Below are 25563 nucleotides of genomic sequence, written 5' to 3' on the forward strand. Positions count from 1 at the left end.
ATGCACACCTCAACCACCACCCTTCTGCTCATCCTGAGCGCATTCATCCCTGTATCCGGCGTCATATTGGCGATCACACCGTATCTGATGCCGTCCGGCGAATGCTTCGCCGTCACGATCCCCTCGGCGCGGTCGCACGACCGCGCACTCGTCGGATACCGGCGCATGTATTGCGGCATCATGGTCGCATGCACCGCCGCCATGACGGCGGCATGCGTGGCTGCAGCCTGCCTCGATCCGACACACGCCTTCCTCGCATGCTTCATCGTCGGCATGCTCGCACTGATCATCTTCGGATACATCCTCATGCTCGTATTCCGCACGAAAGTGCAGCATATCAAGCAGGAACGCGGTTGGCAGGCACAGCGGCAGCGCTCCGCCGCGATCATCGGCCCGGACGGCCACGTCCCCCATCCCATCTCGATGTGGTGGAACCTGCTGTACGTGCCGGTTTTCGCCGTCACATTGGCGATCGGCTATGCGGGATACCAGCGCATGCCGGAACATATCCCACTGCAAGTGAACCTCAGCGGCGAGACGACACACACGATAGCGAAATCACCAATGGCCATCTGGCTTCCATTGCTGATGTTCGGCCTGCTTGCGGCCGTGCTCATCTTCACGCAGTACGTCATCGCACACTCCAAAAAAGGCGTCGACGTGAACGATCCGGAATCCAGCGCCTACGCTTACGGGTTGTATGCGCGCGCGTGGAGCGTCTTCACCTTGGTCGCGGGGCTCATCGTATGCATGCTCGCCCCGATCATGGAGCTGAGCTTCGCCGGGGCCCTCTCACCGCGGCAGGCAATGATCATCGTATTCGGTGTACTGATATTCGTTATCGGCGGCAGCGCGACGCTCAGCATTGCACTCGGACAGAACGGCAGCAAAGTCCGCATCACACAACGCGGCGATATGGACATACCCTCCGACGATGATGCGCATTGGAAACTGGGCGTGTTCTACGCCAACCATGATGACGCGAGCGTCTTCGTGCCGAAACGGTTCGGCATCGGATGGACGGTCAACATCGCGCGACCCGCCACCTGGGCGCTGTTTGTGGTTGCGGCCGCACTCACCGTCGGCGGCGTCGTAGCGGTGACGATGCTCGCATGAGCGGTCACGCTGTCATCGCCTCCACATCATCGCATATCGCCGAGCTCGGTTTCGAGCTCGGCCCTTGCATGCAGCGTACGGACACGCACACCGTGACGCGCGGCGGCGTCTTCGAGTGCGGCGACCATCTGCGGACGCCGCTCAGTGGGAAAGTCGATGATGTACTGCCGGAACTCCTCATCGAATTCATGCTCAACCCACGGCATATCCTCATGCTTTGTGCCAATACGCCGCTCGACGCCCTCAAGGCACACACCGGTGGGGAAATCAAGGAAGAACACAGTGTCGCAATATGCAAGTCGCATCGGCAACGTCCGGGCGAAATTGCCGTCGATGATCCACTCGTCCTGCTCGAGAATCATCTGCAGACGTATGTCGAATTCCTCACGCGTGACGGTCGTCCGGTCCGGCTTGTGCCACAGCATATCCAGATAATACAGCGGCAGCCCGGTTACATCCCGTAACTTGCGCGCGAATGTGCTTTTGCCCGCGCCGGGGCATCCGATGACAAGCACGCGTCTCATATCCCCTACTATGCCATGGCCTTCCGTCCACCCCGGCCCATGCAGGCGGCATACGGCTGCTATCATGAAGCTGAAAAATCACTCGGGACAGGAGATGCGCCATCAACGAACCATCCTTCTATCAGCTTCTTCAGATGGATGCCCATGGGCTATGGGCGAAAGTGAAGGCGACCACGGAACCGCGAACAAAGGCTCGTCTCATCTTCGCCATGTCAATCAGGAGCATCCTGCTCGTCTCCTTCGCCGTCGTGTTCATCGGCGGGCTGTCGGCGGTGTTCGGCCCCGATAACTCCGGGCTGGCCGTGGCGGGATTCTGCATCCTGCTCGGCATCAAGCATGTTCCTTATGGATACCGCGCCGCGGACAGTGTCATCGCCCTGGCGTTCGTCTTAGCGGCCATGGTGTGTGGGGGACTGGCGGCCCAGGCATGGCCGCCAGTCCCCTGCCTGATGGTGAACTTCCTGCTCATCACCGTCATCCTGGTACTCGTTGCCGACGAGCCGCTGATGGGCAACGCCGGGCTCTATGTGTTCGGATACCTGTTCGTGAGCCAGACGCCTGTGAACGGGGAAGCGCTCGCAAGCCGGTGTGTGCTGGCGTTGCTGCTGTGGCTGGCATGCAGCGCCGTGCTCCTGCACAAACACCACGGGAAGTTCCAGAATGTTCGTTTGTATGACATGCTGGCTGCATTCAGCGTATCCAGCGCAAAGGGACTCTGGCAGATCAGACTGTCCGCAGGGGTGGCCATGGCTTTGCTCATCGGGGAACTGGCAGGACTGCCCCGAGGCGTATGGGTGGGCTACGCCTGCATGTCGGTGCTCCTCCCCTTCGGCGAAGCGGGAGCGAGCCTGCCAATGCGAGCGCTGCAGCGCATAGGCGGGGTTGTCGTGGGATCATTGCTATATGCCGGATTCTCGCTTGTGGTACCGGCCGGGTCCCGCATCCTGTTCGGCCCCATCGCAGGCATCTGTATGGGATTCTCCAGCAAGTACATGGTAAACAACGCCCTCAATTGTTTCGGCGCCCTCCTGCTTGCCGAGAGCGTCTACGGCGTCTCCGGATCCGTGACATTGCGGATCTACGACAACATGATTGGTGTGCTCTTCGCGGTATGCTGCACCGTGCTGTTCTCACTTCTGGAACGCCATGCCTCCTCCGATGAAGCACCGGCAACCAAACGCACCAAGCCGTCGACGAATATATAATTCCCGTTCCAGACGGTGCCTGTCGCAGTGCGCATTCATCCAAAAAAGAAAGGCCTGCCGAACCTACTTCGGCAGGCCTCGTCATGCGGAGCACAATCCACAAGGGCGGCAGTTCATGCGTTCTCCCATGGAATGGAGCCCAATCATGCTCGATGGAGGGGCAACTCAGAAGTGTTCCCAGACCAGAGCGTCGCACTCACTCCCACTCAATCGTCGCCGGCGGTTTCGACGTGCAGTCGAGCACGACACGGTTGATCTGGCGGCACTCGTTCGTGATGCGCGTCGAGATCGTCGCAAGCACATCGTATGGCACGCGTGACCAGTCGGCCGTCATCGCGTCCTCGGAGCTCACTGGACGCAGGACAATCGGCGAACCATACGTGCGTTCGTCGCCCTGGACACCCACCGAATGCACATCGGCGAGGAGCACGACCGGACACTGCCAGATGTCGCGGTCGAGCCCGGCCTTCGAGAGTTCCTCGCGCGCGATCGCATCGGCGTCGCGCAGCAGGTCGAGGCGTTCCTTCGTGATCTCACCGATGATGCGGATGCCGAGGCCGGGACCTGGGAACGGCTGGCGCCAGACGATCTCATCCGGCAAGCCGAGTTCGGTGCCGATCGCGCGCACCTCATCCTTGAACAGCGAACGCAGCGGCTCGATGAGTTCGAACTTGATGTCCTTCGGCAGGCCGCCGACATTGTGGTGCGACTTGATGTTCGATGCGCCGTCGCCGCCGCCGGATTCGACGACATCCGGATAGAGCGTGCCCTGCACGAGGAACTTGACTTCCTTGCCGTGCGCGCCTGCCTCTTCGATCACCTGACGCTGCGCCTTCTCGAACGTGCGGATGAACTTCTCACCGATGATCTTGCGCTTCGTCTCCGGATCGGAGACGCCCTTGAGCGCATCGAGGAAGTCCTCGGAGGCGTCGACGGCGATGAGCTTGATGCCGGTCGCGGCGACGAAGTCGTGCTTGACCTGCTCGGCCTCCCCCTTGCGCAGCAGGCCGTGGTCGACGAACACACAGGTGAGCTGGTCGCCGATCGCGCGGTGCACAAGCGCGGCGGCGACGGCGGAGTCGACACCACCGGACAGGCCGCATATGACCTGCGCGTCGCCGACCTTCTCGCGGATCGCCTCGACCTGTTCGTCGATGATGTTCTTCGCGTTCCAATCATTCGGGATTCCCGCGCATTCGTGCAGGAAGTTCTCGATCAGGTCCTGCCCGAGCGGCGTGTGCCTGACCTCCGGATGCCACTGCACGCCGTAGAGCTTGCGCGCATCATCCGCCATCGCGGCGACCGGCGCACCCTCGGTGTGCGCGAGCACCTCGAACCCCTCGGGTGCCGTGTTGACGGCGACACCGTGGCTCATCCACGTCGTCTGCAGTGACGGCGAGCCGTCGAGGATGCCGCGCGCGTCGTCGACGACAGCCTCGGTCTTGCCGTATTCGCCAAGTGCGGCCTTGTCCACGTCACCGCCGAGTTCATGGGCCATCACCTGGAAGCCGTAGCAGATGCCGAGCACGGGGACGCCCGCATCGAAGACCTTCTTGTCAATCGTCGGCGCGCCCGGTTCATAGACGGACGCCGGGCCGCCGGAGAGGATGATCGCCGAGGGCTTCTTGGCGAGCATCTCGCCGACGGGCATCGAATGCGGGACGAGCTCGGAATACACATTGGCTTCGCGTACACGGCGTGCGATGAGCTGCGCGTACTGCGCGCCGAAATCAACGACGAGGACAGGACCGGTGGCCATACAACTCCCTTGGACAAACGGATTGCGCTGTTGCGCATGACACGTATATATTGTGCTGCCGTAAGGCGACATTGAACACCACCGCCCTGCACAATGCACCGTCAGCCAACGCACATACAGATACTTAAGCGCTCAAGTACATATGGCATAAGGGCGTCCCGACGGCGTTCGTCTGGACGCAACACGCCGCCAGCCCAACGCCGAATCGAACGAGACAAAAAAGCGTGATGCTCCCATATCCCAATGTTTCCAACGTTTTCACTCATTGTTCGCCCATCGGCCGAATTCACATTTCATCAGCGAATTCTCTCAAAATGCATAAGAAATCGAACAATATCGCTCACACCTAACCAAAACTACGCAAAACGTCAGTGAGTCCGCGTAACATGTTCTTCGACCGGACATGGGGTTTCCCCCGACAAGGGAGGACATGCGGATCCCACGTCCCAACCGAAAAAGAACAATCGCACACTATGTGCAGGAGTACAGGAGCACACATGACTAATCCTGTTATTGGCACCCCTTGGCAGAAGCTGGATCGACCGGTTTCCGAAGAAGCCATCGAAGGCATGGACAAGTATTGGCGCGTCACCAACTACATGTCCATCGGCCAGATCTATCTGCGTAGCAACCCGCTGATGAAGGAACCCTTCACCCGCGACGACGTGAAGCACCGCCTCGTCGGTCACTGGGGCACCACCCCGGGCCTGAACTTCCTTCTCGCCCACATCAACCGCCTCATCGCGGACCACCAGCAGAACACCGTGTTCATCATGGGCCCGGGCCACGGCGGCCCGGCTGGCACCTCCCAGTCTTACGTCGACGGCACGTACACCGAGTACTACCCGAACATCACGAAGGATGAAGCTGGCCTGCAGAAGTTCTTCCGCCAGTTCTCCTACCCGGGCGGCATCCCGTCGCACTTCGCCCCGGAGACCCCCGGCTCGATCCATGAGGGTGGCGAACTTGGCTACGCCCTGTCCCACGCCTATGGCGCCGTGATGAACAACCCGAGCCTGTTCGTGCCGTGCATCATCGGCGACGGCGAGGCCGAAACCGGCCCGCTCGCCACCGGTTGGCAGTCCAACAAGCTCGTCAACCCGCGCACCGACGGCATCGTGTTGCCGATCCTGCACCTCAACGGTTACAAGATCGCCAACCCGACGATCCTCGCCCGTATCTCCGATGAGGAGCTGCACGACTTCTTCCGCGGCATGGGCTACCACCCGTACGAGTTCGTCGCCGGCTTCGACAACGAGGACCATCTGTCGATCCACCGTCGCTTCGCCGAGCTCTTCGAGACGATCTTCGACGAGATCTGCGACATCAAGGCAGCGGCCCAGACCGACGACATGACCCGTCCGTTCTACCCGATGCTCATCTTCCGCACCCCGAAGGGCTGGACCTGCCCGAAGTTCATCGACGGCAAGAAGACCGAAGGCTCCTGGCGTGCGCACCAGGTTCCGCTGGCTTCCGCCCGCGACACCGAGGAGCACTTCGAGGTCCTCAAGGGCTGGATGGAATCCTACAAGCCGGAGGAGCTCTTCAACGCCGACGGCTCGATCAAGGATGACGTCACCGAGTTCATGCCGAAGGGCGAGCTGCGCATCGGCGCCAACCCGAACGCCAACGGTGGTGTGATCCGCGAGGATCTGAAGCTGCCGAACCTCGAGGACTACGAGGTCACCGGCGTCAAGGAGTACGGCCATGGCTGGGGCCAGGTCGAGGCTCCGCGCTCCCTGGGCGCTTACTGCCGCGACATCATCAAGAACAACCCGGATTCGTTCCGTATCTTCGGCCCGGACGAGACCGCATCCAACCGCCTCAACGCGACCTATGAGGTCACCAAGAAGCAGTGGGACAACGGCTACCTCTCCGGCCTCGTCGACGAGAACATGGCCGTCACCGGCCAGGTCACCGAGCAGCTCTCCGAGCATCAGTGCGAAGGCTTCCTCGAGGCCTACCTGCTCACCGGCCGTCACGGCATCTGGAGCTCCTACGAGTCCTTCGTGCATGTGATCGACTCGATGCTGAACCAGCATGCGAAGTGGCTTGAGGCCACCGTCCGCGAGATCCCGTGGCGCAAGCCGATCTCGTCGATGAACCTTCTGGTCTCCTCGCACGTGTGGCGTCAGGACCACAACGGCTTCTCGCATCAGGACCCGGGCGTCACCTCCGTCCTGATCAACAAGACCTTCAACAACGATCACGTCACCGGCATCTACTTCGCGACCGACGCGAACATGCTCCTCGCGATCGCCGAGAAGTGCTTCAAGTCGACCAATAAGATCAACGCGATCTTCTCCGGCAAGCAGCCGGCTCCGACGTGGATCACCCTCGACGAGGCTCGCGCCGAGCTCGAGGCCGGCGCCGCCGAGTGGAAGTGGGCTTCGAACGCCAAGAGCAACGACGAGGTCCAGGTCGTCCTCGCCGCCGCCGGCGACGTTCCGACGCAGGAGATCATGGCCGCTTCCGACGCCCTGAACAAGGATGGCATCAAGTTCAAGGTCGTCAACGTCGTTGACCTCCTGAAGCTGCAGTCCCCGGAGAACAACGACGAAGCCATGTCCAACGAGGACTTCGCCGAGCTGTTCACCGCCGACAAGCCGGTCCTGTTCGCATACCATTCCTATGCCCAGGATGTGCGCGGCCTGATCTACGACCGTCCGAACCACGACAACTTCCACGTCGTCGGCTACAAGGAGCAGGGCTCCACGACGACGCCGTTCGACATGGTTCGCGTCAACGACATGGATCGCTATGCGCTGCAGGCCGAGGCTCTGCGCCTGATCGACGCCGACAAGTACGCCGGCAAGATCGACGAGCTCAATGAGTTCCGCCAGAAGGCGTTCCAGTTCGCGGTCGACAACGGCTACGACATCCCGGAGTTCACCGACTGGGTGTGGCCGGACGTCAAGGTCGACGAGAGCGCGATGCTCTCCGCGACCGCGGCCACCGCGGGCGACAACGAGTGAGTCATCGCGACTGACCTCGCCTGAACGATAGGAAAACGGGGATCCGGATCGATATCCGAATCCCCGTTTTCATGTTATCTAGCTCACATTTTCCATCCGCTCCTGCGCGCCGCCGGCGTCCGCACACATGCGCTGGGTACAATGGTCCGTTGTGAACAACGTTGTCACACGTCGTTGCCCGCACGATGCCGGACATCGCGACTCTCCACACGGTAAAAGGAGCGAACAGTGAGTCTCAAGAACGTCAGTATCCTCAGCCCGAACCCCGGCAACGGTCGCAACGCCGTGGCGCTCGGCGTCGTCAGCACGCTTTCGCGGCACTTCAAGACGAGTGTGTTCCGCCCTGCCGTATGCCCTGACGAACAGTTCACGGACACATTGCTCAAGTACACATCCGTCGACCAGACACGAGAACAGGCCTTAGGCGTCACGATGCCGACCGCACGACTGCGCAAACGCGAGGCACGCGAACAGATCGTCGCGAACTTCATTGACACGAACGCCGCGCTCAACCCACAGGCGCGCGTCATCGTCGGTTCCGACAAAACCAACGTTGGCGATCCGGAACGGTTCTCGTTCAACGCAGACGTCTCCGCGGACCTGCAGTCCCCCGTCCTGCTCACCGTGTGCACAATCGGACGTACGCCCGACGAAGTACTCGAAACGATCGCATCGTGCACCGAAGTCATCAGGAACGCGGGCACCGAACTCATCGGTGTGTTCGTCACCGGTTGCAAAGGCGAGCAGACGGCGTCGCTCAAGGAATATTTCAAGGACTATGCGGTGCGCGTGTGGACGCTGCCGTTCATCGACCTGTCCGATTTGACGAACGCGGACGCCGCGATCGCGTTGTTCGACGAACACGTCCCCGAACACGAGCTCATGGAGACGCTCGATTCGCCATTCGTGCCGCCGACGACGCCGTACGCGTTCCAATACGACCTGCTCGCGCGCGCAAAGGCGGACCGCAAGACGATCGTGCTGCCGGAAGGCTCCGACGACCGCATCATCCAAGCCGCCGACTACCTGTTGCAGTCCGACATCTGCGACCTCATCATCATCGGCGAACAGGATGACATCCTCGAACGCGGCCGTACACTCGGCCTCAAATCGATCGACCGTGCGCGCTTCCAGTCGATGGACGACGAACAGCTGCTGACCGTGATGGTCGACCGCCTATGCGAACTGCGTGCGAAGAAGGGCATGACACCCGACGTCGCGAGGAAGACGCTGCGTGACCCGAACTATTTCGGAACGATGCTCGTCGTGCTCGGGCAGGCCGATGGCCTCGTCTCGGGCGCGATCAGCTCGACGGCGAACACAGTGCGTCCGGCGCTCCAGCTCATCAAGACGAAGCCCGGCATCAAGTCGGTGTCCGGCGCGTTCCTCATGTGCCTCAAGGACCATGTGTCGGTCTTCGCGGACTGTGCGATCAATCTCGACCCCGACCCCGAACAGCTCGCCGACATCGCGTTGCAGTCGGCGCAGACGGCGAAGGCGTTCTCGATTGAGCCGCGTGTCGGCATGCTCTCCTATTCGACGCTTGGTTCGGGCAAGGGCCCCGACGTCGACCTCGTCGTCGAGGCGGCGTCGATAGTCAAGGAGAAGGCCCCCGACCTCGAACTCGTTGGCCCGATCCAGTTTGACGCCGCATGGTCCCCCGAAGTGGCATCCGTCAAAGCGGCGGGCAATCCGGTCGCCGGACGTGTGACCGTCTTCGTGTTCCCCGACCTCGACTCCGGCAACATCTGCTACAAGGCCGTCCAGCGCACGGCGAACGCCGTCGCGATCGGCCCGATCCTCCAAGGCCTCAACAAGCCGGTCAACGACCTGTCACGTGGCGCGCTCGTCCAGGACATCATCAACACGATCGCATTGACCGCGATCGAAGCCCAGCAGAACGATTGAGCCAATCCACACCTCCGTGGCGGGGTTGGGGAGACATCCTGAATGTCTCCCCAACCCCGCCGTCTTCTTATGGGCAGCCCCTTGTTCTTACGGATAGTCGTTCTTACGGGGGCGGCCCCTTATGGGTTGCCTTTCATTCGTACGTACTGCTTTTCCTTACGGGTGGTCATTCTTACGGGAGGTAGTCCTTACGGGAGGTCATTTTTACGGGTAGCCCTTGTTCTTACGGGTAGTCGTTCTTACGGGGGCAATCCTTACGGGTAACCCCTCATCCTTATGGGTGGCATCCTGTCATCTCCATTTCCTTCTTCTTCCTCACTTCCCCCACCAACATCACCCATGCATCCCGTAAGCGGAACGGCGACGACATCGACATCGACGATGAAGGCACTGTCCACGTTTGGGCACGGCCGTAGCGCGTTTGTAGCATTCGCTGAGTAATCTGTGTGTTTGGAAAGTCGCAACCGCGGCGAACGCAATAACCAATGGAGGATGCCACAATGGCGAAAACCGTCCTTGTTATCAACTCGGGCTCCAGCTCGATCAAGTACCAGCTCGTCGACCTCGAAACCGGTGAAGGAATCGCTTCGGGCCTCGTCGAGAAAATCGGCGAACCGATCGATGGTCATTACAAGTACGAATACAACGGCGAAAAGCATGAGCTCGAAGAGCGCATCGAAAACCATGAGCAGGGCCTCAAGCGCGTGCTCGGCTTCTTCGAGGAGTACGGCCCGAAGCTCGAGGACGCCGGCATCATCGCCGTCGGCCACCGCGTCGTCCAGGGCGGCAACACCTTCCCGGATCCGGCCCTCGTGACGCCGGCGACGACGGAGAAGGTCGAGGAACTCGCCGTCCTCGCGCCGCTGCACAACGGACCGGAAGCGAAGGGCGCGCGCGTCATGCGCCAGCTGCTGCCGGACGTCCCGCAGGTCTACGTCTTTGATTCCTCCTTCTTCCAGCAGCTGCCGAAGGCTTCGAGCACATACGCGCTCAACAAGGAAGTCGCGGACAAGTACAAGATCCGCCGCTACGGCGCCCACGGCACCTCCCACTGGTTCGTCTCCTCGCAGATCCCGGAGTTCCTCGGCGTCGACGCCGAAGCCGCGAAGGGCCTCAAGCAGATCGTGCTGCATATCGGCAACGGCGCGTCCGCTTCCGCCGAACTCGGTGGCCGTCCGATCGAGACCTCGATGGGCCTGACGCCACTCGAAGGCCTCGTCATGGGTTCGCGTACCGGCGACATCGACCCCGCCGCCGTCTTCCATCTGATGCGCAACGCGCACATGGACGTCGACGAACTCGATGACCTGTTCAACAAGAAGTCCGGCATGATGGGCATGACCGGCTTCGGCGACATGCGCGAAGTGCATCGCCTCATCGCGGAAGGTGACGAGAACGCGAAGCTCGCGCTCGACGTCTACGTCCACCGCATCGTCAGCTACATCGGTGCGTACACGGCGCAGCTCGGCGGTCTCGATGTCCTCACGTTCACCGCGGGCGTGGGCGAGAACGACGAAATCGTGCGCCGCATGGTGTGCGAGAAGCTCGCCCCGTTCGGCGTCAAGCTGGACATGGAGAAGAACGATACGCGTTCCAAGGAGCCGCGCATCATCTCCACCCCGGATTCGTCGGTGACAGTCGTCGTCTATCCGACGAACGAGGAACTCGCGATCGCGCAGCGTGCTCAGGAGATCGTCGACAACGGTGAGGATAAGTACGGCAACAAGATCGCCGACTGATCCACACCGATGCTTTGACGCATCGATACAGGGGACGGTCCCTCTGGGACCGTCCCCTGTTCATATGTGCGCACATCGTCGCGATGGTGACGCGCCGGTGCATGGACAACGGTTGGATGCTTGGACGGATGGTTATCGGTAGCACCGAAGATGTGGCTGACGGTAGCGCTAATCCGTATAGAAGATGGGATTACCGGTGGCAGCATCCGCTACAGGCAGCGGTCTGGTTACCGGTAACTGCTGCCATTCGTTACCGGTGACAGCAATTTTCTTGTCTCGTTACCGGTAGCGAATCCCTGTACTCGTTACCGGTAGCAGTTCCCTTTTCTTGCGAGAGGCAGCAGTCTTTGACCGGTGGCGGTCTCATTCATCATCGGTGGCAGTAGGTGGTACTGGTGGTAGTTCGATTACCGGCAGCAGTGTTACCGGTAGCAGATCTTGATATTGGCTGCATCATCCCCTGTACAACACGATGATGGTATGCGAGGTGCCACCGGTAGCACGACCTCCCGTAAGAGAGCGACGTACGCCACACACTGCGCACATGGTCACCATCCAAGGAGATGCCACCCGTAAGATGCACCGCGCATAAGCCGTACATGCCACCCATAAGATGTAGCCCTCCCGTACATGCATCAACGCGGGCTGGCTGCCGATGCACTACCCGTAACACCAAATCCAGATCACGCGCAGATCTCGCAACGGAGCGCATCTGTATCGCGCAAAATGTTACGGGTGGCACCCCGCACGAAGTGCCACCTGTAACGAAAACGACAACCATATGCGCATATGCGGCATGGGCGGATCTTCGTGGAAGATCCGCCCATGCCGCCCGTAAGGTCACTCGTGCTGTGCGAGCATCGCGGTCCACATTCCTGTGAAGTCGGGGATCGTCTTGCGTGTCGTGAGCACATCCTTGATTTCGATGCCGGGGATGCGCAATCCGAGCATCGCCGCGAACGTAGCCATGCGATGGTCGGCGTACGATTCCATGACCGCACCGTGCAAGGCGTCGTCCGCCACCGGTTCGATCGCGATGCCATTGTCGAGCTCCTCGGCACGCGCCCCGACCCGTTCGATTTCCGTGACAAGCGCAGCGAGCCGGTTCGTCTCGTGGCCGCGCAGATGCCCGATGCCAATGAGTTCGGTCGGGCTGTTCGCGAGTGTCGCGATCGCGGCGACGCTTGGCGCGATCTCCCCCGCCGCCGACAGGTCGAGTTCCCCGAGACCGCGAATCGAAGTGCCACCCGTAACAGCGAGGGTGCCATTGAAGTCGTCGTCGAACATCTCACAATCGTTGACTTCGTCGAATGGGTCGCCGTCGAGCGTGACCGTCGCACCGAACTTGTGGAGCATCGACGGCAACAGTCCCCCCGGCTGCGTCGTGTGCGCGGGCCAATTCGGCACACGCACGACGCCGCCCGCGATGAGCGCCGCCCCAAGGAACGGCGCGGCGTTCGACAGGTCGGGTTCGACCGTGACCGTACCGGGAAGGCCGAGCGCGCGCGGCTGGACGAGCCAACGGCCGCGTTCCGGCATCGTCACGTCGCCACCTGCGACGTTGATGTCCTCCATCGTCATCCGGATATGCGGCAGGCTCGGGAGCGTCGTGCCCGTATGCCGCAGCAGCACACCATCGGGAATCCTGGATGCCGCGAGCAGCAGGCCGGAAACGAACTGCGAGGATGATGAGGAATCCACGCGCACCTTGACCGGTTTGCCATCACCGGTGCCCAGATGCTCAGGTGGCGTCACGGTGAATGGCAGATGGCCGCGCTCACCGTGGTATTCGACACGCGCGCCAAGCTGTTTGAGCCCGAACAGCAGCGGTTCCATCGGACGCGCGTACGCCTGCTCATCGCCATCGAAGCGGACGGGCCCGTCGGCGAAAAGCACAAGCGGCGGCACGAATCTCATGACCGTTCCCGCGAGTCCGCAGAACACCTCGCTGTTGCCGCTGAAAACACCGTCCTTGGGTGGTGTCACGGTGACGGTCGTCGGTTCGTCGGTGTCTTCCTCACAGGTGACGCCGAGCGCGCGCAATGCGCCCATCATCAGATCGGTGTCGCGCGAACGCAGCAATCCGCGGATACGGACGGGATCGGATCCCAAGGCCGCGAGGATGAGATAACGGTTGGACAGGGATTTGCTGCCGGGGATTGTGACCGTCGCGTCAAGCGGCGCGGTCGCGACAGGCGCGGGCCACGGATCGGCCACGACGTGTGCTTGGTTGGCTTCGTTCATACGTCCCATCGTACTGGGGATGTCAGATTGTGCGGCCGCCGCGCATCCATAGTTGAGACGGGAATCCGAACGACCATGCTGTTGTATGCGTCTGTCATATGCGACGTCGTCGATCGATGATGCCCGTACTTGCTCCATCGGGATACGAAAAAGCCGCCCGGAGGCGGCTGTTGGCTCCTGCGACTGGGCTTGAACCAGTGACCGTCCGATTAACAGTCGGATGCTCTGCCAACTGAGCTACGCAGGAATACTGCAACGTCGAATCTCTTCAACGCAACAGAAAGAAAATATACGCGCCGACCAACGAATATGCAAATCGGCGTGTCGCGACCGCTTCCCCTGCGGTGACGACACGCCGACGCATCCCCTCCTCCCTCTCATGCCGTCCATGCCGACGCGCGCACACGACATCATAGTCGTCGTGAACCGACTCCCACACAACCTGCAAAGTCTGCCGCCGGATGAACCAACATCCCCTACGATACGTGACCATGCACGCGTGCCGCGGCGTCTTCCGCCATTCCACACGGATCCTTCGCAATACCCGCACTCCATCTTCACAACATGCCCATTCCCCCACTGCACATCGTATTCGCGATGATTGCCATGATGCCGTTGGATGTGCACGGATACGGGAAATCGGTTCAAGGCCAATGTATGACGGGCAAGTCCCGAGCCCCCGGAACCACTGACGCAAACCACCCATGCGCCCCTACGGGACCCGCCGCCGTCGGCCTTGAACCGACATGTCCCACAATACGCGCCCACAATCGCCGATGTCGTGATATCGCGCGCTTCCATACAATTCCCACATATTTGCTTCACGAATTAGACATATATCGATACGTGTCCGATATCCGCGCGACGCCCATGACATCGCGAAAAACGAAAAAGCCGCCCGGAGGCGGCTGTTGGCTCCTGCGACTGGGCTTGAACCAGTGACCGTCCGATTAACAGTCGGATGCTCTGCCAACTGAGCTACGCAGGAATACTGCAACGTCGAATCTCTTCAACGCAACAGAAAGAAAATATACGCGCCGACCAACGAATATGCAAATCGGCGTGTCGTCATCGGCGCATTATCCTCATGGCATGACGATGCGCGTGAGCGGCATCGCCGAATCGATCGGGAAATCGGGAGACGACGGCGCGACGCCCGCCTCGACGAGGTTCGAACCAAGCATCGCGACCATCGCACCGTTGTCGGTGCACAAGGCGATACGTGGCAGCCTCACGTCGACGCCGTGGCGTTCCCCGGCCGTGAGCAACGCCTGCCGCAGCTGTGAGTTCGCGGAGAACCCACCACCGACGATAAGCGTGTCCGCACCATATTGCGTACATCCACGCATCGCCTTCTTCGCGAGCACATCGGCGACCGACGCGGCGAGCGACGCGCACACATCATCGACGGGAATCGGCTCGCCTGCGGCCTGCCGCTCTTCGATCCACCGTGCGACAGCCGTCTTGACGCCTGAGAAACTGAAATCGTAAGGATGCGCTTTGCCGGCGCGCCCCTGCGTCAGCCCCTGTGGCACACGGATCGCATGCGGATCGCCCCGCTGCGCATGCGCGTCGATATGCGGGCCGCCTGGATACGGGAAGCCGAGCAGGCGCGCGATCTTGTCGAAGCATTCGCCTGCGGCGTCGTCGAGCGTCGTGCCGACGACGTCGACATGCCGCGCGATGTCCTCGACATGCAGCAGCGACGTGTGTCCGCCCGAGACGATGAGTGCCATCGTGTTCGCCGGCAGCGCGCCGAACTGCAGTTGCGTCACCGCGACATGCCCGATGACATGGTTGACGCCGTAGACCGGCTTCCCCGCTGCCCAGCCAAGCGCCTTCGCCCCGGAGACACCGACGGCGAGGCATCCGGCGAGTCCCGGCCCCGCCGATACGGCGATCGCGTCGACGTCCGAGATCTCCAGTCCCGCGTCAGCGAGGGCTTTCGAGACGACCGGTACGAATGCCTGCGCGTGCGCACGTGAAGCGATTTCGGGGATGACACCCCCGTAGCGCGCATGTTCGTCCATCGACGAGGCGACGACGTTCGACCTAAGTGTGCCGCCTTGTACGACGGCGGCCGCCGTCTCGTCACATGTCGATTCGATGCCGAGGATGATCGGCCCGTGCGTTTCGCCCGTCTCGTCCAATGCTGTGCGCGACGTCGTGTCCATCGTCTGCTCCGTCCTGTCGTGTCGTCGTGTGCGTGTGTGTCTGCGTCCACGTATGCGGTGCCGTGTGCGCCGCCGTCATTGTTGTTCCGCCGTGTGTGGCGTGGGCGCCGCGAATCCGACGACGCGTGGCGCGAGTTCGAGGCTCATCGTATACGCGTCCACGCCTTCGGGCTGGTAGTAGCGTTTGCGCAGCCCCATCCGTTTGAATCCGAGTGACTGGTACAGTGCGATTGCCGCGTCGTTGTCGACGCGCACTTCGAGCAGCATGCGTTCGGCGCCGGCGTCTTTCGCGTCCTTGATCATCCGTTCGAGCAGCGCGCGGCCGATGCCTTCGCGTTGGTGGGGTTTCGCGACGCCGATCGTCATGATCTGCGCGTCATACCCGTCATACCAGTATCCCGCGTATCCGCGCATCCGCGGGGATGTGGTGTTGGCGTCCACACTGTGCCCATCCGTATCGTCGACGTCGAAATAGTATGCGCGCGCGGGGGCGTCGAGTTCCTGCCTGACTGCATTCGCACTCCACGCGCCGGCCCCGAACAGGTCCTGTTCGAGTGCGCCCATCTGGGCGACCGCCATCTCACGGTCGACCGTGTCGCCGCGTACGATCATGACACGGCCTTCCCGTTGTCCCGTTCGCGCACGGGGTCGTGGTTGAGGACATGTTTGAGTGGATTCGGCACGCTCACGTCTGGACGGCGCAGATACAGCGGTTCGACGTTCCCATCGCCGTCTTCCGCGTTGCCGTCCGCTTCGCACTGGCGTTCGGCGATATGCGCGAACAGGGCGAGGCCATGCACACCCGTATCGAGCGCGGCGGTGTCGCTCACCGTCTCCACGTGTCCAATCGCATCCCATGCCGATGCGTATGTGCACGCGCCGTGTCCGATGACGTCGACGACCGCATTGATGCCGGGATGTCGTTCGAGATGGTCGTCGACGCACTGTCGCACGCGTTCGGCGATATGCACGGGGGCGTCGATGTCCATGTCGATGATTGTCGTGGGGTCGTCCCCTTGTGGGTCGAGGTCCGCGTACAGCGCGAAGTACAGCTGTTTGCGGCGTGCGTCGTTCACACTCAATGTGAAGTTCACGGTGTTCGTGTCCGCATTCATGACGCTCACGTCGCCGTAATCGAACCACTGTGCGAAGCGCGCGTCGTGGCGGTGGACGGCGTGCATGAGCGCGACGTTCGGCGTGAGGTCGTCCTGTCCGAGCAGTTGTGCGCCTGTCGCGTATGCGATCGCCTTCGCCGTGACGATGCCGGCGCGCAATCCGGTGAACGGCGCAGGACCGATGCCGGTGACGATGCGGCCCAATTCATGCGGTGCGATGCCCGCACGTGCGCATGCGGCGGCGATGTCGTCGCGCAACCGCTCCACATGGGTGCGCGAATCGTGTTCAATGACCGGTTCGTATCCGACGACGCCCACGGTCGATCCGAACGATGTGTCGATGACTAACGTATGCATGTTCCGTCTTTTCGTTGTTGTCCGTTGGTTGCCGATGCGCCGGTCACGCGAAGTCGAAGGCGCCGAGGAACCCATCCCATCGTCCTCCCACGGCGGTGAGCGTCGCGTACCGCATGCCATCACTTGTCAGCTCCCTGTCCGTCCGCCGCACATGTCCCGTTCCGACCGGGCGTGTGAGCGTGATGTCGAGGCGTTCGTCCGCGAGCGCGGCGGCCATCTGTTCGCCCCATTCCATCAGGACGACGGCGTGTTCGTCGACATCTTCGAGTTCCTCGTCGAGGCCGAGCGATTCGAGTTCGTCAAGCAGACGGTCGACGCTGTCCTGCCCCGGCGCGTAGTCGGTGCCGCCGAGCCGGTAGGCGTCGACGTGGATGAGCCGTGCCGGTCTTCCATCGGCGAATGTGCCGTTGAGTTCACGCGCGATCGTGAACGTCGGCGAGACGATGGGTTCGTCGATGCCGAGTCCGGCGCCGAAGCCTTGGGCGAACGTCGTCTTGCCGGCGCCGAGCGGTCCGGACAGCAGGATGACCTCGCCGCCGCGCATGCGGCGTGCGACCTGTTCGCCGAGCGCGCGCATGCGTTCGGCCGTCGGTATTGCGTACTGCTTCGATTCCACGTCCTGCGCCTTCCGATCGTCATGGATGCCACTGGGCACCATGTTACTCAACGCCTTTGTTCGCGATGAGCTCGACACAGCGTTCGAGCGCATAGGCGGGGTCGCTTCCGGTCGTCTTGCATTGCTCATCCGCCCATGCGAGCCGCCGCACGCACCGGCCGAGCGATTGCGATGACCAGCCGGCGAGCTGACGCTGGGTCTTGCGGATGAGCCATGGGGGCATCTTCGCCTCCGCGTCCGTGATCGTTCCCGCACGCACGGCCGACGCCTTCGCGAGTGAACGCAGTTTCATCGCGAGCGCGCCGACGAGCGCGATCGGGTCGACGCCTTGGACGAGCGCCGAGCGCAGCATGACGACCGCCTGCGCGCCCTGGCCTGCGAGTGCGGCGTCCGCGACGTTGAAACCGGTGACCTGTGGATTGGCGATCATGTATTGATTGACTTCGTCGAGCGTGATCGGATCGTCGGTGAAGTCCATGCACAATTGGCCGACCATCGCGCACAGTTCGCCGAAGTTGCCTTCGCCGTACACGGCGGCGAGCTGTTCAGCCGCTTGGGGTTCGACGCGCCGGCCTCGGCGTTCGAACTCGCCGATTGTGAAATTGCGCACACCGCCTTTCTCCCGCAGCGCCTTGATGTCATCGACTTTCTGCATCGCGGCGCCCGCCCGTTTGAGGTCGTCGACGAGCCTCTTGCCTTTGTTGCCGCCGGCATGGCGCATGATGACGGCCGAGGCGTTCGGGTCGCCCTCCGTCGCTTTCACGTAGGAGACGAGCGTTTTGGCGAGTGGTTCGTCGGCGTCCTCGAGATGCGTGAGGAGCACGCCTGCGCGGTCGCTGAGCAGCGATGGGCTCACCGCCTCGTCGAAGTCGTATCCTTCGGTCGTGCGCGCGTCGAGTTCGATGAAGTCGGCGTCGCGGTGGTTATCGAGCCAGTGCCGGATATCGGCGCGCGCCTCGCGTTCGTTGAGGTACTCGATGCCACCGAAGACGATGACGCAGTTCGCGTCGTTGTTCACACCCATAGTCCCAATGTGTGCGCATCGTTGGACAATCATCGTCATGGCCCCTTTCCCCATACACGCTCCGTGCGACGCCGATGGCTCCGTTGCGACCCGTCCTCTCCATTGGGTGGTCGCATGCGCCATCGCATCGATGTGAGCATTGTCCTCGTATCCGCACACCATAGACGCATCCCGGCGATTGGCGCCGCCCCGGAGGCGAATACGTGCGCAGACGGGCGTCGTGTCCGCGCGACGTCCGCCATCGTATGCAGCAGGATCGCGATGAGCAGCACGATGAGTTCCGCCGCGGCGAGACGGACTACCCCGCCACCCCACGCAACCGTGGAGCCGGACGCGTCGGCCCCGAAGGCTCCGGCGGCGAGCTCGATGCTTTTTGTGCCAAGCGAGGCGCACCATGCGAGAGCGAACCCGAGCCATGGCATGAACCAGCTCACCGCATAGGAGGCAAGCCCGCATACCGTCGCCGCGTCCATCCACGGCGCCACAAGCAGATTCGCCGGCACCGACCATACCGGGATCTCGGGCTGCAGGAGCAGTTGGACCGGCAATGTGAACACTTGCGCGCCGACCGTCGTCGCGAGCGCGTCCGCGAGGCGGTGTGGCAGCCAAGACCGCAGACGTTCGGCGACCGGCCCGCTCACGAGCGCGATGCCGAGCACGGCGGCGCATGAGAGCGCGAAACCGAAATCGGCGGCCCGTTGCGGATCGGTGACGACCCCGATGATCGAGGTCCACAACAGCAACGGCATCGTCTGCTCCCGACGCCCCAACAGCACATATCCGACCGCAAGCAGCTGCATGATGACGGCCCTCGTGATCGACTCGCTTGGCACAAGGACGACGGTGAGCATGATGACGCCCATGGCGCGGACGGCCGCGACGACCCACCGTGGTGCGAGCACGAGTGCGCACAGCATCGTCGCGAACGAGCCGACGAGCGCATAGTGCCCTCCGGATACGGCCATCAGATGGATGATGCCGGCCCGTCGGCATTCCTCCTCAAGCCGCGTGGCATAGACCTCATTGACCGGTTCGCCGTCGGTGGGCGCATCCTGGCCGAGCACGCCGAGCGTCAGCCCCGGCACGAGGACCCTCCCCTGGTCCGAGAGTCCTTCGGTCACGGCGAAGAACCTACGCTGCATCGTATGCACGGCGCGCCTCCACCATGGCGCACGGCGCACGGTGACGGCCGCTGCCGCGTCCTCATCGTCGACGGTCAGTTGCAGCACATGGGGGTCCCAGGACGTGCGCGCGAGTGTGCCACGCATCCGGTATCCGCCTCCGTGCACGATGCGCGCGCATAGGGGTTCGGCAAGCAGGACGCGTACATCGACCGACGATGGGACCATCACGGCATCCTTCATGATGGCACGGGTCCCGGCTCGGACAGTGCATGCTGCCGACCGGCTCGCCGAACGCAGCGGCGGCGACTGCGCCCGCACGTCGACGTATGCGAGGGCCGGTCCGTCACGCGTCATCCGCATCGCCGGATCGGATGCGGCGCGCGCGATGTCGAGTGTCGTCGCGAGTGCGCTGGTCAACGCCGCCGCAATGCATACGAGCGCGCATGCGGCAACGCGCATGCCGGGCTGTGCCCTGCCCGGATGCGTACGGCGGACCCATCCGGTGACGGCGATGAGCGCGACGAGCAGGACGATGCCCGCCCCCGTGCACATCGTGGCCGCGAACACCTGTGTCCCGGCGATGCGGTCCTCATCGAGCATCGCGCGCATCGCGAGCGCCGACGCCCATGCCCCAAGCGCCGCGGGAAGCAGCCGCATGTCGCGGTGCCCTGATTCGCGTGCAAGCCAACGGCCGAAGGTGCCACGCAATGCGTTGGCGGCGACTTTGCGGGTGTGATGGATGCCGATTTGCCGCGTGCCGTCCTGCCATTGTGGTTCTCGGCTCATCGCACCGTCACCTGCCCGCGGATCTTATCGAGCGTCTTGATCCCGATGCCGTTGACGTTGAGCAGGTCGTCGACACTCGTCAAACGGCCCACGCTCAAACGGTAGCTGATGATGTTCGCCGCGGTCACCGGTCCTATCCCCTTGACCGTCTCAAGCTGTTCCTGCGTCGCCGTGTTGAGGTCGATGAGTTGCGGTGTCGACGGTGTCTGGGGTGCCGGCTGTGGCTGTGCATCCGGTTGCGGCTGCGTCTGTGTGTCGGAAGCGGTGCCTTGCGGTTGGCCATCTGGTTGTGCCTCGGCCGTCGCGGTGCCGGCATCGCCATCCACTCCCGTGACAGGTTCGCGCGTCTCCGCTGTGCCCGTCGGCGCCTGACCTTCGGCCCTGTCCGGTGCGGCGGCCAGATTGACCGATTGCTCGACAAGGAGCGTCAAGCTTGCCGCGAGGAGCGTGACGAGGATTCCCATGATGATGAGCGCGTGGACCGGCTCGATGCTCAACCGTGGCTTGTCCCGTATGGCGTCCTGTGGTCCGTCGTCGCCGCCCTGCACGCCCGTGAGTCCGGCGAGCAACGCCTTGGCGTCATCCGCCTTCACCCGCCGGGGCGCACCATCCCCACGATCGTCCCGTGGCGGCACGCCCCCTCCGCGAGGCCTGTCGGGCGGCCGTGGAGGAAGCGGCACATCGCATGGGCGCAACCGGCGCGCATGGACGGGACGCGCGGCGGGCGCCTTCCGCGCCGGCACATCATACTCGTCATCAATCATGCACCCACTGTCGCCTGACCGGCGTGGCCGTGTCCAGCCGCACCGGGCCATGTGTACGGACGATCCTGTTATCCACATTCCGCTGCCGGCTGAGCGCCCAACCGCCGCATGACGCGATGGGGGCCGTCCCTATCGGGACGGCCCCCATCGTCGGTGTGTCGTCACATGGGCGATACCGCCCTGTCAGTTGCCGGGGACGATCGACACGATCTTCGGCGCCTTGACGATGACCTTGCGCGGCGGTACACCACCGAGACGGTCGGCGACGGCCGCAAGCGCCATCTTCTCAAGCTCGTCCGGATCGATGTCCGGGCTCACGTCGAGCTTCGCACGCACCTTGCCCTTGATCTGCACGACCGCGGTGACCGAATCCTGACCCACATAGCGTTCATCGGCCTGCGGCCACGGATGGTGCGCAAGCGACGCGTCATGGCCGAGCCTGCTCCACAGTTCCTCGGCGATGTGCGGCGCGATCGGCGAGACCATGAGCACGAGCGGTTCGATCGCGGCGCGCGGGACACGGTCCATGCCGGTCAGATGGTTGTTGAGCACGATGAGCTTCGCGATCGCCGTGTTCGGACGCATCGCCTCCATCTCGACCGTCACATCGGCGATCGTGTTGTTGAGCAGCTTGAGCGTCTTGTCGTCGAGCGGCTCGTCGCTCACGGTGACCTCACCGATGTTCTCATCGATGACATTGCGCCACAGGCGCTGCAGGAAACGCATGCCGCCGACGACGTTGCGCGTGTTCCACGGACGCGACTCGTCGAGCGGGCCCATGCTCATCTCATAGAGGCGGAACGTGTCGGCGCCGTAGTTGTCGTACATGTAGTCCGGCGTCACGATGTTCTTAAGGCTCTTGCCCATCTTGCCGAACTCGCGGTTGACGTGCTGCCCATTCCATGTGAACGTCGGTTCGCCCGACGCATCCGTGGGGCCTTCCTCGACCTCGTCGGCCGGGACGTATTCGCCACGGTCGTCGGTGTAGGCGTACGCCTGGATCATGCCCTGGTTGAAGAGCTTGTGGAACGGCTCCGACGAGTCCACATATCCGAGGTCGAAGAGGATCTTGTGCCAGAACCGCGAATACAGCAGATGGAGCACGGCATGCTCGACGCCGCCGATATACAGGTCGACGCCACCGGACGCGCCGGCCGTCGGATTGTGCTCCGGACCCATCCAATAGTCGTATTCGTCGCGTTCGACCATATGCTCGGTGTCGTGCGGGTCGAGATAGCGCATGTAATACCAGCACGAACCGGCCCAGTTCGGCATCGTGTTCGTCTCACGGTGGTATTGTTTGGGGCCATCGCCAAGGTCGAGCGTCACGGTGACCCAATCGGCGTTGCGGCTCAACGGCGCCTCCGGATTGGACTGCGCGTCCGCCGGGTCGAAGGTCTTCGGGCTGTAATCCGGCACTTCGGGCAGGTCGATCGGCAGCATCGAATCGGGAAGGAGATGGGGCACACCGTCCTCGTCGTAGACGATCGGGAACGGTTCGCCCCAATAGCGCTGGCGGCTGAAGAGCCAGTCACGCAGACGGTAGCTGACGGTGCCTTCACCGACCTGCGCCTCCTCAAGCCACGCCGTGACTGCGGCGATCGCGTCGTCGACGCGCATCCCGTTGATGTCAAGCGCGTCCCCACGCGCCCATGTCGCGTCGACGGACGAGTTGATGACGATGCCGTCATGGGAGACGAACGGCGCCTTGCCTTTGTAGTTCGCCAGACCGTCGCCGCTTTCCGGGAGCGGCTCGACGGTATAGACGACCGGCAGGCCATACTTGACCGCGAAATCGTAATCACGCTGGTCGCCGCCCGGCACGGCCATGATTGCGCCGGTGCCGTAATCCATGAGCACATAGTCGGCCGTAAACACCGGAAGATCGGCGCCGGTGATCGGATTGACCGCGTAAAGGCCGGTGAACAGGCCGGTCTTCTCTCCGGCGTCGTTCACACGGTCGGCGGCCGTCTTCGCCTCGGCCATCATGCGGTAGGCCGCGACCGCCTCAAGCGGCGTCGCATATCCGCCCGTCCACCGCTCATCCACGCCTTCGGGCCACTGCGCCGGCACATCGAGCAGGAGCGGATGCTCCGGGGACACAACGCAGAATGTCGCGCCGAACAATGTGTCCGGCCTCGTCGTGTAGATCTCCATGTCCTTGAGCCCGTTCGCGCAACGCACCTTGAAATGCACCGATGCGCCATGCGACTCGCCGATCCAGTTGCGCTGCATGAGCTTGACCTTCTCCGGCCAGTCGATTGTCGTGAGATCCTCGATGAGGCGGTGACCGTAGGCGGTGATGCGCATCGACCACTGGCGCAGCTCACGCTGGAACACCGGGTAGTTGCCGCGTTCGGAGCGTCCTTCGGCCGTCACCTCCTCGTTCGCGAGGACCGTGCCAAGGCCGGGGCACCAGTTGACTGGGGATTTGGAGATATAGGCGAGACGGTAGTCGTTGAGCACGTCCGCCTGCTCCGCGGCGCTCAGCTCATCCCATGCCTGGCCCTCATGGCCGTCGATCGGGCGTTCGCCCGAACGGAACTGCTCGACGAGTTCGCCTATCGGACGCGCGCATCCCATCGAACCGCTCGGGTTCCTCTTGTCCGGGTCATACCAGGCGTCGAAGATGCGCGAGAAGATCCACTGCGTCCACCGCACATAGCCGGGTTCGATCGTCGCGAATGAGCGGCGGTCGTCGAAGCTCAAGCCCATGCGGTGCAGCTGGCGGCGCATGTTCGCGATGTTCTGTTCGGTCGTCACGCGCGGATGCTGGCCCGTCTTCACGGCGAACTGCTCGGCCGGCAGGCCGAACGCGTCATAGCCCATCGCATGCAGGACGTTCTCGCCCTTCATGCGGTGGTAGCGGCTCACGACATCGGATGCGAGGTATCCGAGCGGATGGCCCACATGCAACCCCTTGCCCGACGGGTACGGGAACATGTCCATCGCGAAGAACGGCCTGCGTCCGTCCGCATGGCGGCCTTCGCCGTCGGTGAGTTCACCTTCGACGTTCGCCGCCCAAAACGTGCCCTGCTCGTCCCAGATCCTCTGCCATTTGTCTTCGATCGTCTGCGCCATCTCGGCGTTGTACCGGAAGGCCGCATGGTCCGCACCATGTGATTGCGCGTGCGCGCTCGGTTCGATGTCACTCATAGGGCACGATTATTGTTTTTCAACTGGACACACCACCGGTGCTGTCCGGAGTGCGAACCATGTACGCCATCGGCGCAACGCTCAGCCTTCGTCGCGGCCGTTGACGATCTGCGGCGGATTGAGCTTCAGGTCCATCCTGATCCCCAACGATTGTTCCGCACCATCGACGATCGTGTCCCATGTGCCGTCATCGATCATGTCCTGCAGGCTCATGTTGATCTGGCGGATGAGTTCCCTGCCGTCACCGTTGATCGCCACGCCATAGGCGCGTTCGCCGAAGGAATCGGCGACGATGTCCACATACCCGTTCCCCGCTTCGCCACGCAGCCCCGCGAGCACCGGTCTTGAGCCTGCGACGGCATCGCTTTCGCCGGCGAGAAGCGCGGAGACGCACTTCTGGAAATTGCTTTCCTCACGGAACCGCACATCAGCCACGCGACGTTCGAGCTGCGTGCGCACGTCATCGTCCTTGACGACGCACACGGTGCGTCCACGTACATCGCCGGCGCCGCGGATCGTCGATCGTTCGTCCGCGCGCACAAGCAGTTCGTCGTTCGTGATGAGGTACGGTCCGGAATAGCGCACATCACCGTCGCGTGAGGCGAGCTCCTTCGTGAACGCGCGCGCATCCTTGCCCCCGTCGTAGGCGTACGTCGTCATCGCGAAATCAATCGTCCCGTCTTCGAGCATCGCGTCGCGTCCGCCCATCGTCATCGGGTGGAAAATGATCTGGCTGTGACTGTAGCCGAGTTTCCTCGCGACATATTTCGCGACCTCGACACCCAATCCACTGTAGCCGTCCTCATGGTACCAGCCGACACCGGGTTCATCGGTGGCGACGCCGATGTTAATCATCGGACCGTCCGCCTGCCCCGGCACCGACACCTCGACGGATGTGCCGCACGCGGCGAGCGACGCCGTCATCGCGGCGGTGCACAACGCTGCGGCGGCTTTCATATGGTTATCGGTACGCATGC

17 protein-coding genes and 2 tRNA genes are annotated in these 25563 nt (G+C 62.7%); 5 read left to right on the plus strand and 14 right to left on the minus strand.

The window, feature by feature from the left end; all coding sequences use genetic code 11:
• Positions 1-1116, plus strand: a complete 1116-nt coding sequence (locus tag B1526_RS06285) for a DUF1648 domain-containing protein (RefSeq protein WP_095615210.1) — start codon at positions 1-3, stop codon at positions 1114-1116.
• Positions 1117-1142: 26 nt separating this feature from the next.
• On the opposite strand, the gene B1526_RS06290 is transcribed toward B1526_RS06285, so the two are convergent.
• Positions 1143-1640, minus strand: coding sequence for a P-loop NTPase family protein (locus B1526_RS06290; protein WP_235607076.1), 498 nt, complete (start codon positions 1638-1640; stop codon positions 1143-1145).
• A gap of 209 nt (positions 1641-1849) precedes the next feature.
• Here B1526_RS06290 and B1526_RS06295 point away from each other — a divergent pair, with 209 nt between their 5' ends.
• Positions 1850-2845, plus strand: a complete 996-nt coding sequence (locus B1526_RS06295; protein WP_157908708.1) for an FUSC family protein — start codon at positions 1850-1852, stop codon at positions 2843-2845.
• A 196-nt stretch (positions 2846-3041) separates the two neighbouring features.
• On the opposite strand, the gene guaA is transcribed toward B1526_RS06295, so the two are convergent.
• A complete protein-coding gene (guaA, locus tag B1526_RS06300; RefSeq protein ID WP_095615212.1) occupies positions 3042-4604 on the minus strand; it encodes a glutamine-hydrolyzing GMP synthase in 1563 nt (520 codons plus the stop codon).
• Between the two features lie 497 nt (positions 4605-5101).
• On the opposite strand from guaA, the gene B1526_RS06305 reads away from it, so the two are divergent.
• From B1526_RS06305 to B1526_RS06315, 3 genes are all read left to right on the plus strand, one after another.
• Complete coding sequence (locus B1526_RS06305) at positions 5102-7579, plus strand: phosphoketolase (RefSeq protein ID WP_095615213.1); 2478 nt, start codon at positions 5102-5104, stop codon at positions 7577-7579.
• Between the two features lie 228 nt (positions 7580-7807).
• Positions 7808-9487 (plus strand): phosphate acetyltransferase, encoded by a 1680-nt coding sequence (pta, locus tag B1526_RS06310; protein WP_095615214.1) that lies wholly within the window; start codon positions 7808-7810, stop codon positions 9485-9487.
• A 500-nt stretch (positions 9488-9987) separates the two neighbouring features.
• Positions 9988-11226, plus strand: coding sequence for an acetate/propionate family kinase (locus B1526_RS06315; protein WP_095615215.1), 1239 nt, complete (start codon positions 9988-9990; stop codon positions 11224-11226).
• Positions 11227-12066: 840 nt separating this feature from the next.
• Here B1526_RS06315 and aroA read toward each other — a convergent pair.
• From aroA to B1526_RS06375, 12 genes are all read right to left on the minus strand, one after another.
• On the minus strand, positions 12067-13470 hold the full coding sequence (gene aroA, locus B1526_RS06320) for a 3-phosphoshikimate 1-carboxyvinyltransferase (RefSeq protein ID WP_095615216.1): 1404 nt from the start codon (positions 13468-13470) through the stop codon (positions 12067-12069).
• A gap of 171 nt (positions 13471-13641) precedes the next feature.
• Positions 13642-13717 (minus strand) — tRNA-Asn (locus tag B1526_RS06325).
• 665 nt (positions 13718-14382) lie between these two features.
• A tRNA-Asn gene (locus B1526_RS06330) sits at positions 14383-14458 on the minus strand.
• Between the two features lie 97 nt (positions 14459-14555).
• Entirely contained in the window at positions 14556-15644 is a 1089-nt protein-coding gene (gene tsaD, locus B1526_RS06335) for a tRNA (adenosine(37)-N6)-threonylcarbamoyltransferase complex transferase subunit TsaD (protein WP_095615217.1), read from the minus strand.
• 75 nt (positions 15645-15719) lie between these two features.
• On the minus strand, positions 15720-16256 hold the full coding sequence (gene rimI / locus B1526_RS06340) for a ribosomal protein S18-alanine N-acetyltransferase (protein WP_095615218.1): 537 nt from the start codon (positions 16254-16256) through the stop codon (positions 15720-15722).
• Positions 16253-17116 carry a tRNA (adenosine(37)-N6)-threonylcarbamoyltransferase complex dimerization subunit type 1 TsaB gene (gene tsaB / locus B1526_RS06345; RefSeq protein WP_095615219.1) on the minus strand — a complete coding sequence of 288 codons (864 nt, stop codon included), beginning with the start codon at positions 17114-17116 and terminating at the stop codon, positions 16253-16255. Before tsaB ends, rimI begins: the two co-directional genes overlap by 4 nt.
• A 43-nt stretch (positions 17117-17159) precedes the next feature.
• On the minus strand, positions 17160-17732 hold the full coding sequence (gene tsaE, locus B1526_RS06350) for a tRNA (adenosine(37)-N6)-threonylcarbamoyltransferase complex ATPase subunit type 1 TsaE (protein ID WP_268802229.1): 573 nt from the start codon (positions 17730-17732) through the stop codon (positions 17160-17162).
• Positions 17733-17775: 43 nt separating this feature from the next.
• On the minus strand, positions 17776-18756 hold the full coding sequence (holA, locus tag B1526_RS06355) for a DNA polymerase III subunit delta (RefSeq protein WP_095615221.1): 981 nt from the start codon (positions 18754-18756) through the stop codon (positions 17776-17778).
• Between the two features lie 35 nt (positions 18757-18791).
• Positions 18792-20666 carry a ComEC/Rec2 family competence protein gene (locus B1526_RS06360; protein ID WP_095615222.1) on the minus strand — a complete coding sequence of 625 codons (1875 nt, stop codon included), beginning with the start codon at positions 20664-20666 and terminating at the stop codon, positions 18792-18794.
• Entirely contained in the window at positions 20663-21259 is a 597-nt protein-coding gene (locus B1526_RS06365) for a ComEA family DNA-binding protein (RefSeq protein ID WP_157908709.1), read from the minus strand. Before B1526_RS06365 ends, B1526_RS06360 begins: the two co-directional genes overlap by 4 nt.
• Positions 21260-21613: 354 nt before the next feature.
• Entirely contained in the window at positions 21614-24586 is a 2973-nt protein-coding gene (gene leuS, locus B1526_RS06370) for a leucine--tRNA ligase (protein ID WP_095615224.1), read from the minus strand.
• A gap of 81 nt (positions 24587-24667) precedes the next feature.
• The gene (locus tag B1526_RS06375) at positions 24668-25561 is read right to left on the minus strand and encodes a transporter substrate-binding domain-containing protein (RefSeq protein ID WP_095615225.1); all 894 of its coding nucleotides are present in this window, start codon (positions 25559-25561) and stop codon (positions 24668-24670) included.
• Positions 25562-25563: the final 2 nt, after the last annotated feature.

Source organism: Bifidobacterium criceti (assembly GCF_002286935.1).
GTDB classification, from domain to species: Bacteria; Actinomycetota; Actinomycetes; order Actinomycetales; family Bifidobacteriaceae; genus Bifidobacterium; species Bifidobacterium criceti.

Coding starts and splice junctions, on each gene's coding strand:
- B1526_RS06285 (WP_095615210.1), top strand. CDS start 1: ATGCACACCTCAACCACCACCCTTCTGCTCATCCTGAGCGCATTCATC.
- B1526_RS06290 (WP_235607076.1), bottom strand. CDS start 1,640: ATGAGACGCGTGCTTGTCATCGGATGCCCCGGCGCGGGCAAAAGCACA.
- B1526_RS06295 (WP_157908708.1), top strand. CDS start 1,850: ATGTCAATCAGGAGCATCCTGCTCGTCTCCTTCGCCGTCGTGTTCATC.
- guaA (WP_095615212.1), bottom strand. CDS start 4,604: ATGGCCACCGGTCCTGTCCTCGTCGTTGATTTCGGCGCGCAGTACGCG.
- B1526_RS06305 (WP_095615213.1), top strand. CDS start 5,102: ATGACTAATCCTGTTATTGGCACCCCTTGGCAGAAGCTGGATCGACCG.
- B1526_RS06315 (WP_095615215.1), top strand. CDS start 9,988: ATGGCGAAAACCGTCCTTGTTATCAACTCGGGCTCCAGCTCGATCAAG.
- aroA (WP_095615216.1), bottom strand. CDS start 13,470: ATGAACGAAGCCAACCAAGCACACGTCGTGGCCGATCCGTGGCCCGCG.
- tsaD (WP_095615217.1), bottom strand. CDS start 15,644: ATGGACACGACGTCGCGCACAGCATTGGACGAGACGGGCGAAACGCAC.
- rimI (WP_095615218.1), bottom strand. CDS start 16,256: ATGATCGTACGCGGCGACACGGTCGACCGTGAGATGGCGGTCGCCCAG.
- tsaB (WP_095615219.1), bottom strand. CDS start 17,116: ATGCATACGTTAGTCATCGACACATCGTTCGGATCGACCGTGGGCGTC.
- holA (WP_095615221.1), bottom strand. CDS start 18,756: ATGGGTGTGAACAACGACGCGAACTGCGTCATCGTCTTCGGTGGCATC.
- B1526_RS06360 (WP_095615222.1), bottom strand. CDS start 20,666: ATGAGCCGAGAACCACAATGGCAGGACGGCACGCGGCAAATCGGCATC.
- leuS (WP_095615224.1), bottom strand. CDS start 24,586: ATGAGTGACATCGAACCGAGCGCGCACGCGCAATCACATGGTGCGGAC.
- B1526_RS06375 (WP_095615225.1), bottom strand. CDS start 25,561: ATGCGTACCGATAACCATATGAAAGCCGCCGCAGCGTTGTGCACCGCC.